The organism is Acinetobacter sp. LF10 (assembly GCF_048585715.1).
Taxonomy (GTDB): domain Bacteria; phylum Pseudomonadota; class Gammaproteobacteria; order Pseudomonadales; family Moraxellaceae; genus Acinetobacter.
Genome location: NZ_CP184160.1, coordinates 2620983 through 2633397 on the forward strand (window position 1 = coordinate 2620983; position 12415 = coordinate 2633397).

Consider the following 12415-nt stretch of genomic DNA (forward strand, 5'->3'; position numbering starts at 1 on the left):
TTACACAATCATTCACTTTCCAATGCTATTGCAGTTGGATCAATTAACCTTTGCCATAACTTGCAAACGATCTCTCGGGTATCGTGCCAATCCGCAGCATTGACTTGCATAGATTGATTTGCAAGCGCTAAACGGTGGCTCTCAGCTCGTTCACGGAGATAAGCATGGATGAGTGCTGTGGCATCTTCACTGGATAAGCAGCCTGCTCGAGCAGCATCTTCAAGAATTCTTACGTTATCAGAATAATGGGCGAGATCTGGATTCGTCCCGCCCCATGCAAGCACTGCATACTGTGCCATAAATTCGATGTCAACGATACCACCTGCATCCTGTTTTAAATGAAAAATGCCATGTTTTTTTTGTTCAGAAGACGATCCTAAATGGTCTTTCATTTTTTGACGCATTTTCAGCACTTCATCACGTACAACATTTTCATCACGGGTTTGGGTCAAAATTTGGCAACGGATTTTTTCAAACTGCTGACATAATTCTGCCTCACCTGCGATTGAGCGCGCACGAACTAAGGCTTGATGTTCCCATAACCACGCACTTTTTTGTTGGTATTGTTCATAGGCTTTTAAGCTAGTGACTAACATGCCTGCTTCACCCGATGGACGTAATCGAGTGTCAATTTCATAAACTCGCCCATCTAAGGTTTGTGTCGTCATCAAAGACATAAACTTTTGTGCCACACGAATTGCAAACTCAGCTCCGCTAATGCCTTTACGACCATCAGTTTCACTATGCTCTTCAAAAGCATGGATAAAAACCAGATCTAGGTCTGAACCATAACCTAATTCGATTCCTCCAAGCTTGCCATATCCAATCACGGCGAAGCCTTTGTTATCTAAACTGCAGCGCTGACCATTATTCCCCAAAGGATAGCCATGGCGCTCGGCAACCGCTTCATAAGCTAAATTAAGAGTCGCTTGGACGCTAACTTCAGCAATATCCGTCAATGCATCTGACACTTTCATTAATGGACTTTCAGCTAAGACATCGCTTGCAGCAACAGTTAAAACATTGCTCTTTTTAAATAGACGCAAAACCCGCATTTGATCTTCAACTTGATCAATTTCGATGCGCAATAATTGTTGACGTAATGAATCTTCTAAGTCTTTACGCTGCGGTAAACCAAAATCCATCGATAGAAATTCATCTAATAGCACTGGATATTGTGCTAACTCTTCACAAATCCACGGACTAACCGTCGCCATCTTAACTAATCTTTGTAAAGCACCACGGCTTTCCATGAGCATGACCAAATACACAGTACGGCGAAGTACAGATTCAATCAAAGGCATTAATCGCAACAAAGCAACTTGTGACTGATCTGACTGTAAAATCGCTTCGATCAAGTGTGGCCAGAATTTCTTTAAGCGCTCTAAAGCACTCGCTGGAATTTTTCTTAGTGCTTGTCCATGCCAAAAGTTTTGAATTAGATTCTTTGCACCATCATCCAATACAGTATTCAGTTTTTGCTCAAGTTGAACAAAGTCATCTACAGGCTCAGCAAATTCCTTTTCCTGAATAAGTTGTTTAAACTGAACTTTAACTTTGTCGCGTTTTTGATTCAAAACCGCTAAGAAAGCAGACCAATCGTTAAATCCTAAAGTATCTAACATGCGTTGTCTTAATTCAGGTTCTGTCGGCAGAGATTGGGTTTGCTGGTCATTGAGTGCTTGAATCGCGTGCTCAATCCGTCTTAGAAATAAATAAGCATCTTCAAGATCAATTACAGCCTGTTGGTCAAGTAATTGAGCATTTCCCAAATGATGTAGACTTACCAAACATTGACGATCTTGTAATTCACGTTTCGAGCCTCCGTAAATTAACTGAAAAACTTGAACAATAAATTCAATTTCACGGATGCCACCCGCACCCAATTTAATATCATCTTCAATATTACGGCGCATGACTTCACGCTCAATCATCGCTTTCATTTCACGCATCGCAGCGAAAGCAGAATAATCGACATAACGGCGAAAAACGAATGGACGCGACATTTCCATGAGTTCTGCGCCAGCTTTCTCACCTGTAATCACACGTGCTTTAATCCAAGCATAACGTTCCCATTCACGCCCATGCTGACTTAAATATTTTTCTAACCCGCTGTGGCTAATCGCTAAAGCTGAACCATCGCCCCACGGACGTAAGCGCATATCGACACGGAATACAAAACCATCTGCAGTAATGTGATCAAGCAGATAAATCAGCTTCTGCCCCCATAGAATGCAGAACTGCTGTACATCAATAGATTTACGACCATTGGTTTCACCTTGCTCATCAAAGGCAAAAATTAGATCAATATCACTGGAAAGATTGAGTTCCTGCGCCCCCAGTTTCCCCATACCAATCACGATCAAATCTTGAAGCTGACCTGAATAACCCATTGGTTCGCCATGTTTGGCTAAGAGAGGCGGTAATGCAAAAGCCTTTGCAGCGCAAATACTGGCATCAGCAAAATCTGAAAGTTCACGTGTTAATGTCACCACATTGGTCAGTTGATTAGCATCTTGCCAAATCCAACGAAACATCAACTTGGCACGCAAAGCACGTAATGCTTTCATCCAAGCGTGCTCATCTGTTACATCGGCAACAGCTTGTTGAACTTTTTCATGAATACTTTCAGTAGAAAGTGATTGGAGAAATTGATCTTCGCAATAATCTTGTTCTAATTGTATTTGATATAAATTTAAAACTTGTTCAGCATATTGACTGGCGACTAAAGTTTTCTGTAGCTGTTCGGCATTCATAAAAAGGCTCGACTGATGTCATCTAGATTAGTTATATCAGTTACAAGCTTATCTTTAAAATCTCTTTAGGCTAATTTCGCTTTACTTTTATGCTGTTCTACACATAAATCTATTGGTTCATTTGCAGCAGGCAATACAACTTTAAAGATTGTGCCCTCACCCTCATTCGAGCTAACACTAATTTCACCATGATTTAGATCAACGAATCGTTTACATAAGCTCAACCCTAAACCAGCACCCTTTTCTCCAGCAGTGCCTTTAAAGCTCATTTTAACGCGAGGTTGGAACAAATCTTTGATTTGCTCTTGGGTCATGCCCAGACCCGTATCTTTAACATAAACCTCAATATAAGTCCCTTTGTTTTGTGCTTGGATATAGACTTTCCCAGAGCCATCAACATCAGTAAATTTCAGCGCATTCGAGACTAAATTTTGAATGACCGAAGTGATCATATTCATATCAGCATAAACTTTAAGATTTTCATCAACTTCATTGATCAACTGGATATTTTTCTTGATCGCTAGTGTTTTTAAAACATCTGTAACAATATTGGTAATCTGTCGTAGCTTAAAATTCATCGGGTGGTAAACAAAGCGCCCACCTTCAGCCATCGACCAATTTAATAAACTTTCCAACAAGTTATAGGTCGACTGAGAAGTATCGTAAAGATAGTCCGCTATATTCTGAATGCTAGATTCATCCAAAGTGTCACGCTCTTTTGCCAATATTTCAGAGAAACCTAATAGACCATGAAATGGTGCTCGTAGATCATGAGATATTATCGAAAAGAATTTAGTTTTACTAAAGTTTAATGCAGCTTCTTGCTCGTATAGTTCTTTCAATTCGTCATGATTGACCTTTAACTCCAGTTTCTGCATAAAACTCATACAGTGCTCTTGAAGTAATTGTTTTTGTAATTCGCTGAAATCTTGTGCAACATCATCAAATAAAACCAGATACCCTAATGAAGTTTGATCTGGATGCCTTAAGTGTATTGCAATTGCAGTTTGTATTTTACGTTTGAATGGCGCTAGAAAGGCCAATAAACTCTGATACTGATATTGAGGGTGTTGTTGATCGATCAAATCACAATTTACAAATAATGTATTTAGACTTTTACTAATTTTTGAAATATCAATTGCTTGCAAATTTTCTGCACAACAATGCCAAAGGTAGGGTTCCTGATGGAATGCGAGCAAAGCAGTATCTACTTGCATCAATTTACGGTTAAACTGTAAAAATTGTTCAAGTAAATTTTGCTCAGAATTCAAGCCTAAAGAAAGCGAAATTTTACAAGCACTTAACTTATCGGCTTGCTCTAATTCTAATAATTGAATAGCCATGCTCGCCTCTCGTATATTATCGTTATACGGTTATTTACAAATCACTAAGAAAAATGTCAAAACCATCACTTACTCTTAACAAACTTTAACATAAAAGGCAATCCATTATGGAACCAATTCGCAACAAAACGTGAACTTTCATGAAATTTAAACTTAAATTAAATTTCAAGATAAGGGTTAGTTTCTAGGGACATACTGTACTTTTAAGTCATCATAAATCTCAATCAATGCATCCACGCTCAAAAATAATATTCCTGAAATAAAAGCTACGAAAATTCCAATAATAAGTGCCGCCAATATTGCTTTTTAAAGAAGCCAAGAATCAACATTAAACGCTTTAGAAACAATTATGATTTAGAATATCTAAAGAATTCAAAATTATAAATGCTTCTAATATAAAATCTAAGATTCAACTCCATGTTATCCTTTATTGTTAATAACATAATTTTTAATTAAAAAATTATAAGCATTAAAAAACCCCAAGCCTTTAGTACTAGCTTGGGGTTTTTGAATCTTGGTCCCGAGGGTCGGACTCGAACCGACACGTCATCTCTGACAGCGGATTTTGAGTCCGCCGCGTCTACCAATTTCACCACCTCGGGAAGAGTGCGATGCTTTGTGTTGCGTATCATAACCTGTTTGATTTTATTGTCAAACACTAACTATCGCTTATTGCTCACTTTTAAATCACTCAGATATTTTTCTGCTTATAAACACGTGAACTCAGCGATAAAATACAAAAAAGACTATACTACACCCAATTTTTTGCAATGTTTTAGATGTATGCAACTCTCCGACTTTTCATTTGATCTTCCTGATGAACTTATTGCTCGCTACCCACTAGATAGTCGTAGCGCATCTCGCCTACTCCATATTGATACTCAAGGTCAGTATCACGATCATGTTTTCACCGATATTATTGATTTACTTGAAGAAGGTGATTTGCTGGTACTGAATGATACTAAAGTCATGAAAGCACGCTTAAAAGGCAAACGCGCTACAGGTGGCGCAATCGAAGTACTGGTTGAGCGCATGCTGGACACCCACACCGCACATTGCCATATCAAATCAAGTAACTCACCTAAAGCAGGCGCAGAACTGTATATCGGTGAAGATGCCGTTCCTGTCACCGTACAAGGTCGCCATGAAAATCTGTTTGTGGTGAAGTTTTCACAACCAATTTTGTCGGTACTGGATCAATACGGTCAACTCCCTATTCCACCATATTTCAACCGTGAAGCCGAAGAGATTGATACTGAGCGTTATCAAACTGTATTTCATGATCCTGAAAAAATTGCCAGTGTTGCTGCCCCGACTGCAAGCTTACATTTCGACCAAGACTTATTAGAAAAGTTAGCCGCTAAAGGCGTGCAAAAAACGTTTGTGACTTTGCATGTGGGCGCAGGAACTTTTATGCCTGTTCGTACCACGGACATTAGCAACCACATTATGCACAGTGAATGGTGTGACGTACCACAAGCCACGATTGATCTCATCTTAGAGACCAAGGCACGTGGTAATAAAGTGATTGCGGTGGGAACAACTGCGACCCGTGCCTTAGAGAGTGCTGCACAGGCCAATCAAGGACAAATTGCAGCTTGGACAGGTGATACGCAAATCTTTATTTATCCAGGTTATCAATTCTGTATCGTAGATCGTTTGATTACTAATTTCCATTTACCAGAATCAACTTTGCTGATGCTAGTTTCTGCATTATCAAATCGAGACCACATTTTAGCGGCTTATCAACATGCTGTTGAACAACGCTATCGTTTCTTTAGCTATGGTGATGCTATGCTAGTGGATAAATTAAACAACTGATTTAAATAGAACAATGCCGATCGATACTGTAGAACAAGCCTTACATATAAGACGAAAAAAAAATGCGCAGGTTTTCCGCAATATTGCTCGGCTTTGGGATATAGGGCAAAAATCACATAGTGATCAAGATTTGCTGGATGCTTTACATCCGTGGCGTGATGATCATAGCTTATGCTTTTTTAATGTATTGCCTTTTATTTTAGGCATTGTGAGCGTCTGCACATTAGTATTTGGCTATTTTTTTCACCCACATATTCAGTATATCTTTAGCCTTCTCGCTGCCTTTTTGACTGGCTTTTTAGCGTATTTACTGTATGAGCCGAAAGAGCCACTCACACAGGTCATTACATATCTCGAACAACGCATGACCGTCTTACGCTATGGTCTGCAATTTCAACAGCTACCCGCTTATTTACCCATTCAAGCACAACCATTATTGGTGATCAGTAAATTAAAGCAATTCTTTCCATTGTTTAATCGTGGCACTGAATCTAACGAAATCACCCAATTTGCTTCAACTACATGGCATGATGGTACGACAGAACATCAAGTTTTATTGTTTCAATATCACTATGTCAGTGAACTACCCATTTTTCAGGAAGAAAATAGCAATCAGAAAATTGCCAAAGAAATTCACAAAGATCTATGGGGCGCTTTTATTTTTCAAATACCTGCTTCAGGAATCGCAGTCAGCAATAAACGTTCACGTTTTTTTGAACCATATACCAGTTCATGGCAAAGCAGCGATATTTTAATTAATCAAGAATTGAATATTTTTGGGGTCGATCAACATCAGTTGGCAAAAGAAATTAGCCCGAGTTTGACCTTAAAGCTACATGATTTTTTTCAACATTTTACTGGTGATTTAATTTATCATCATGAAGAGCAAATTTTGTGTTACCTCGGCGAACAAAACCTTTTCCAAACCGCCAGTAAACGTAGTGAAATCCATGATATTTCAGCATTACGTGGACATTTACGTACCATGACCATGCCGCAATATCAAAAGTTTCAACAGCTCATGCTGAATTTAATTAGCTAATCATTTAGCGATAACAATAAGGGGAATAGCGATGACAGGTTTACTGATTTTTTTGGGAATTTTTGTGGTGCTGATCGTATGGGGCGTTTCTATTCGCAACAACATCGTACGGTATTTTAATGCCACCAAACGGGCATGGTCAGAAGTTGCTAACTTTGAGCGTCAAAAAGTAAAGACTTTAGAGGCATTGGAAGCAACATTAGATCAATATACTCAGTTTGAAAAATCAACTTTGGAAAAAGTAACTGAATTACGCCAACAAATTCTGAATCTGAATGTCAATGATACCGATATTTCTCAATTACAACAGATTGAGAAAATGAGTAAGGAACTGATTCGTAGCCTCAATGTAGTGGTGGAAAACTATCCTGAACTGAAAGCTGATGCACTGTATAGCAAAATGATGGATGATATTCAGGAGCAAAACGAAAATGTTGGTGCAGCAATCACGATCTTTAACCGCAATGTTGAGTTATTTAATAACCAAATCGAAGTATTCCCAAATAACTTGATTAACACCCTAACCTTATCTAAAAAAGCCATTCGCCCATTTAAGGATAATCTTGCAACTGAAAATTTTGACTATAAACCGAATTTTTAAATATCAAACAAAGCCCTCCTCTTATCGTCATAAGGTATTCGCTATCGTGAAGCGGCATGGATGCCGCTGGTAGGGCTGCTGTATATGGATATACCGTCAGCCCTACAAAGGATTTTTGTTACTTTTCATCCTTGAAAAGTAAGGTCTACCTATACAAAAGATATCTTTTCTTGGAAAAATATTGAGGTTATGCCTTTTTTTAATTATCGGAAAGAAAATTAAAATTTTATCAATTTCATTTCTAGCTACATTTAGTAGTAGAACTACACGCCATAATCAAGGAAAATAGCCGCTTTTGATCAGCGAACTGTTTTTTCGCCTTGATGGATAGTGTCATGAAATTTGAAAAATTAGGTCAGTCGGGACGTGCCCGTCGTGGTCGACTTACGTTAGAGCATGGTGTGGTTGAAACACCTGTGTTTATGCCAGTGGGTACTTACGGTACGGTTAAGGGTATGTTACCTCGTGACATTGAAGAAATTCAGGCACAAATTATCTTAGGTAACACCTTCCATTTATATTTACGTCCAGGCTTGGAAGTGATTAAAGAGCATGGCGGTTTACACGAGTTTATCCAATGGGATAAACCAATTTTAACCGATTCAGGCGGTTTCCAAGTATTTAGCTTGGGTGCAATGCGTAAAATCAAAGAAGAAGGTGTTACCTTCCGCTCTCCTATTGATGGCTCAAAAGTGTTTTTGTCTCCAGAAATTTCAATGGAGATTCAACATGTACTCAATTCAGATATCGTGATGATCTTTGATGAATGTACCCCTTACCCTGCAACACATGAAGAAGCGCAAAAATCTTTGCAACTGTCTTTACGTTGGGCAAAACGTTGTAAAACCCACCACCATGATGAGCTTAAGAATAAAAATGCCTTATTCGGTATTATTCAAGGCGGTATGTATGAAGATCTTCGTGATGAATCACTTAAAGGTTTATTAGAAGTTGGCTTTGATGGCTATGCAATTGGTGGCTTATCGGTGGGTGAACCCAAAGATGAAATGATCAAAGTACTTGATTATTTACCAAACAAAATGCCACAGGACAAACCACGTTATTTGATGGGTGTTGGTAAACCAGAAGACATCGTTGAGGCAGTTCGCCGTGGTGTCGATATGTTCGACTGCGTCATGCCAACCCGTAATGCACGTAATGGTCATTATTTTGTCACGGATGGTCTGGTAAGAATCCGTAATAGTAAATATCGCCATGATAAAGGACCTTTAGACCCTCATTGTGATTGCTACACTTGTAAAAACTTTACGCGTGCCTATTTATATCATTTAGAGAAGTGTGGTGAGATGTTGGCATCAATGCTCGGCACTATCCATAACTTGCGTTACTACCAACGCCTCACACAAGGGATGCGTGATGCATTGGATAATGGCACATTTGATGAATATGTTCAGGACTTTTATGCACGTCGTGGCTTAGACGTTCCAGCGTGCCCTGAAGACTAATGTGAATGAATTGCATCAAGATTTGCGCCTGATCGCAAGACAAGGTACATTGCAAAACGAATTGGGATTTATTATTAATTTTTGACTTTTTAATTTTAGGAAATCGAAATGAGCTTTTTAATTTCTACTGCTCACGCTGCTCCTGCGGCAGCTCAACCTGCTGGCGGTATGGCAATGCAATTTGTCATGATTGCAGTATTTATCGCAATTTTCTACTTTTTGATCTGGAGACCTCAAGCGAAACGTGCCAAAGAACACCGTTCTTTAATCGAAAGCTTAGGTGTGGGCAGTGAAATCGTATTTGCTGGCGGTTTGATGGGAAAAATCACCAAACTTGATGGTGACTTTGCAGTAGTTGAACTCAGCCGTGGTGTCGATGTAAAAATTCAACGTGCGAGTGTCATTTCAGTATTACCTGAAGGCACACTAAATAACCTTTAATCATAAGATAGTCGTGCCTCAGCACGACTTTTTCATTTAAGAAGAAAGCGAATGCGTTACCCTGCATGGAAATATTTACTGATCCTTGTGGTACTTGTGATCAGTACGTTATATGCACTTCCTAGTTTGTATCCAGATGAACCTGCTGTCCAAATTTCAGGCGCGAAAGCAGGCACAAAAATAGATCAAACCATTGTGCAAAAAGCGGAGCAGATTTTAAAAACTGCCAACATTAGCAGTCACGACAATAGCTTCACCAATAATGCGGCATTATTACGATTAAACTCTTCAGAAGCACAGTTAAAAGCCAAAGAAGTGTTGCGCCGTGACTTAGGTGATGACTATGTGGTTGCACTCAACCTTGCACCAACAACACCAGAATGGTTGCGAAAGATTGGGGCTAAACCGATGAAACTCGGTTTGGACTTACGTGGCGGTGTACATTTCTTGCTTGAAGTCGACATGGATAAAGCGATTGGTCAGCGTATGGAAACATCTGCGACTGATTTGCGTCGTCAATTTCGTGACAACAAAATTAAATTTAATAACCTTGCTTTAAGTAATAACACCATTACGATCCAATTTGCTGACAATGCAGATCGTGATGCCGCGGCAGATTTTTTACGTCGTAACGGTAATGAGTTTACTCAACAAGCCGTTGCAACGACATCTGGCGCGACTCTAAAACTGAATTATACAGATACTCGTCGTCAAGAAATTCAGTCTTATGCAGTCAACCAAAACTTAACTACATTACGTAATCGTATTAACGAACTTGGTGTAGCAGAAGCATTGGTACAAACGCAAGGTAGTAACCGTATCGTGGTTGAGCTACCGGGTGTCCAAGATACTGCTGAAGCAAAACGTGTATTAGGTCGTACCGCGAACTTAGAATTCCGTTTAGTTGCTGACAGTAATGATCAATATATTGATCAATACACTGGCAAATATAATGGTCAACCACTTCCACCGGGTACTGAGGTTTTTGCTTACCAATCTCTAGACAGCGGTCGTCAACTTCTTTTACAACGTAATCGTATTTTGACAGGTGAGCGTGTTCAAAATGCAAGCTCTGGTTTTAGTCAAGATTCTGGCGGTGCTGAAGTAAATATCACCCTAGATACCGCTGGTGGTAAGCTGATGGCTGATGCGACGCGTGGTGCTGTAGGCAAGCGTATGGCGGTATTGTTTATTGAAAATAAACAAAAAATCTCTTACGTTGCCGATCCAAATACAGGTGCACAAACTGAGGTTCGTACACCATATACAGAATCTGTGGTCATCAATGCGGCAACCATTCAAGCTGTATTGGGCTCACAATTCCGTATCACGGGTCTTGACTCACCTCAAGAAGCTGCTGAACTTGCATTAATGCTACGTGCTGGTGCATTGGCTGCGCCAATGTACTTTGTTGAAGAGCGTGTCGTTGGTCCAAGTCTTGGTCAAGAGAATATTGATAAGGGTGTGTTATCAACTCAAATCGGTTTCTTACTCGTTGCGATTTGGATGATCGTATTCTTCCGTCTCTTTGGCTTAATCGCAAACTTTGCCTTGGTGTTCAACCTTGCCATGATTTTGACTTTCATGTCATGGATTGGTGCTTCCCTCACCTTACCAGGTATTGCGGGGATCGTCATTGGTATTGGTATGGCAGTCGATGCCAACGTACTAATCTGCGAACGTATCCGAGAAGAAATGCTCTGGGGTGCATCACCGAAACAAGCCATTATCGCGGGTTATGATCGGGCCTATAACACCATTTTTGACTCGAACTTAACCACTTTCATCGTGGCATTTATCTTGTTTGCGATTGGTACTGGCCCAATCAAAGGCTTTGCGGTTACCTTGATGATCGGTATCGTATGTTCAATGTTTACTGCGATTACTGTGACACGTGCTGTCGTACAGCTCATTTATGGCAAACGCCGTAATTTGACTAAGTTGAGTATTTAAGGAGATTCACATGACTGATCTGACTCAACAAGACTCAAAACAATACGGTCGCCCAGATGATCTAAAAATCATTCCATTTATGAAGATTGCTAAGCCTGCTGCAATCTTCTCAATCTTGATTACCCTTGCGAGTGTTTTCTTTATTGTGACCAAAGGCTTAAACCTCGGTTTGGACTTTACAGGTGGTGTGTCTGCCGAGTTGAACTATAAACAAGCAGTTCAACCAGCTCAAGTTGCTCAAGCACTCGATAAAGCAGGCTTTAAAGATGCCGTTGTACAAACATTAGGAAGTAATAAAGACCTGATTGTACGTATGCCAGTGCAAGAAGATCTTAAAGTTGAAGATCTAAACGATACCATCACTAAAGCAGTCCAATTGCCAAATAACCAAGCAGAAGTTCATAAAGTTGACTCTGTTGGCGGTCAAGTAGGTAATGAGCTTTATATCCGCTCTGCAGGTGCGCTTGCACTTGCTTTGATCTTAATGCTGATCTACGTCACCATTCGTTTCGAGTTTAAACTTGCAATGGGTGCCGTAATTTCATTATTTCACGATATTGTAATTATCATCGGAACGTTTGCATTGTTCCAATGGCAATTTGATTTAACCGTGCTTGCAGCAATACTTGCGGTAATGGGTTTCTCACTCAACGATAATATCGTTGTATCGGATCGTATCCGTGAGAACTTCCGTAAAATTCGTGGAGCAACACCACGTGAAATTGTAGATATCGCATTAACAGAGACCTTGCGTCGTACAATCCATACCTCAATGACTCTATTACTTGTGGTTCTTGCCATGATGTTCTGGGGAGGTGATGGTTTACATTGGTTCTCAATTGCTATGTGTGTAGGTGTCTTTATCGGTACGTACTCATCTATTTATATTGGTACTGCATTTGCTTTATGGCGTGGTTTAAATCGTCAAGATTTTATTGTCCAAGTTAAACCTGAATTTGATGAAGAAGAAATTCCTTAAATCTAAATCATCG

At 39.7% G+C, this 12415-nt stretch carries 9 protein-coding genes and 1 tRNA gene; 7 read left to right on the forward strand and 3 right to left on the reverse strand.

From position 1 onward, the window contains the following. Positions 1-8 precede the first annotated feature (8 nt). The 3 genes from glnE to ACN19N_RS12620 all read right to left on the reverse strand — a co-directional run bounded on the left by glnE (position 9) and on the right by ACN19N_RS12620 (position 4701). Positions 9-2756 (reverse strand): bifunctional [glutamate--ammonia ligase]-adenylyl-L-tyrosine phosphorylase/[glutamate--ammonia-ligase] adenylyltransferase, encoded by a 2748-nt coding sequence (gene glnE, locus ACN19N_RS12610; protein ID WP_420001467.1) that lies wholly within the window; start codon positions 2754-2756, stop codon positions 9-11. 65 nt (positions 2757-2821) lie between these two features. Then, the gene (locus ACN19N_RS12615) at positions 2822-4099 is read right to left on the reverse strand and encodes a sensor histidine kinase (protein ID WP_420001468.1); all 1278 of its coding nucleotides are present in this window, start codon (positions 4097-4099) and stop codon (positions 2822-2824) included. A 515-nt stretch (positions 4100-4614) separates the two neighbouring features. After that, positions 4615-4701 (reverse strand) — tRNA-Leu (locus ACN19N_RS12620). Positions 4702-4882: 181 nt separating this feature from the next. Between ACN19N_RS12620 and queA the strand changes: the two genes are divergently transcribed. The 7 genes from queA (at position 4883) to secF (ending at position 12402) form a co-directional block, all read left to right on the forward strand. Next, complete coding sequence (queA, locus tag ACN19N_RS12625; protein WP_420001469.1) at positions 4883-5920, forward strand: tRNA preQ1(34) S-adenosylmethionine ribosyltransferase-isomerase QueA; 1038 nt, start codon at positions 4883-4885, stop codon at positions 5918-5920. A gap of 13 nt (positions 5921-5933) precedes the next feature. Further along, positions 5934-6962, forward strand: coding sequence for a hypothetical protein (locus ACN19N_RS12630; RefSeq protein ID WP_269228771.1), 1029 nt, complete (start codon positions 5934-5936; stop codon positions 6960-6962). 31 nt (positions 6963-6993) lie between these two features. After that, positions 6994-7563 carry a LemA family protein gene (locus tag ACN19N_RS12635; protein ID WP_005193124.1) on the forward strand — a complete coding sequence of 190 codons (570 nt, stop codon included), beginning with the start codon at positions 6994-6996 and terminating at the stop codon, positions 7561-7563. A 335-nt stretch (positions 7564-7898) separates the two neighbouring features. After that, positions 7899-9029, forward strand: coding sequence for a tRNA guanosine(34) transglycosylase Tgt (gene tgt / locus ACN19N_RS12640; RefSeq protein WP_269228772.1), 1131 nt, complete (start codon positions 7899-7901; stop codon positions 9027-9029). 108 nt (positions 9030-9137) lie between these two features. Further along, a complete protein-coding gene (gene yajC, locus ACN19N_RS12645; RefSeq protein WP_269228773.1) occupies positions 9138-9470 on the forward strand; it encodes a preprotein translocase subunit YajC in 333 nt (110 codons plus the stop codon). A 51-nt stretch (positions 9471-9521) separates the two neighbouring features. Further along, positions 9522-11423, forward strand: a complete 1902-nt coding sequence (gene secD / locus ACN19N_RS12650; RefSeq protein ID WP_420001470.1) for a protein translocase subunit SecD — start codon at positions 9522-9524, stop codon at positions 11421-11423. A 10-nt stretch (positions 11424-11433) separates the two neighbouring features. Further along, on the forward strand, positions 11434-12402 hold the full coding sequence (secF, locus tag ACN19N_RS12655; protein WP_269228775.1) for a protein translocase subunit SecF: 969 nt from the start codon (positions 11434-11436) through the stop codon (positions 12400-12402). The last annotated feature ends 13 nt before the right edge of the window (positions 12403-12415 follow it).

Bases quoted from the DNA above. Each gene is read 5' to 3' on its own strand.
- glnE (WP_420001467.1), bottom strand. From the start codon at position 2,756: ATGAATGCCGAACAGCTACAGAAAACTTTAGTCGCCAGTCAATATGCT.
- ACN19N_RS12615 (WP_420001468.1), bottom strand. From the start codon at position 4,099: ATGGCTATTCAATTATTAGAATTAGAGCAAGCCGATAAGTTAAGTGCT.
- queA (WP_420001469.1), top strand. From the start codon at position 4,883: ATGCAACTCTCCGACTTTTCATTTGATCTTCCTGATGAACTTATTGCT.
- ACN19N_RS12630 (WP_269228771.1), top strand. From the start codon at position 5,934: ATGCCGATCGATACTGTAGAACAAGCCTTACATATAAGACGAAAAAAA.
- ACN19N_RS12635 (WP_005193124.1), top strand. From the start codon at position 6,994: ATGACAGGTTTACTGATTTTTTTGGGAATTTTTGTGGTGCTGATCGTA.
- tgt (WP_269228772.1), top strand. From the start codon at position 7,899: ATGAAATTTGAAAAATTAGGTCAGTCGGGACGTGCCCGTCGTGGTCGA.
- yajC (WP_269228773.1), top strand. From the start codon at position 9,138: ATGAGCTTTTTAATTTCTACTGCTCACGCTGCTCCTGCGGCAGCTCAA.
- secD (WP_420001470.1), top strand. From the start codon at position 9,522: ATGCGTTACCCTGCATGGAAATATTTACTGATCCTTGTGGTACTTGTG.
- secF (WP_269228775.1), top strand. From the start codon at position 11,434: ATGACTGATCTGACTCAACAAGACTCAAAACAATACGGTCGCCCAGAT.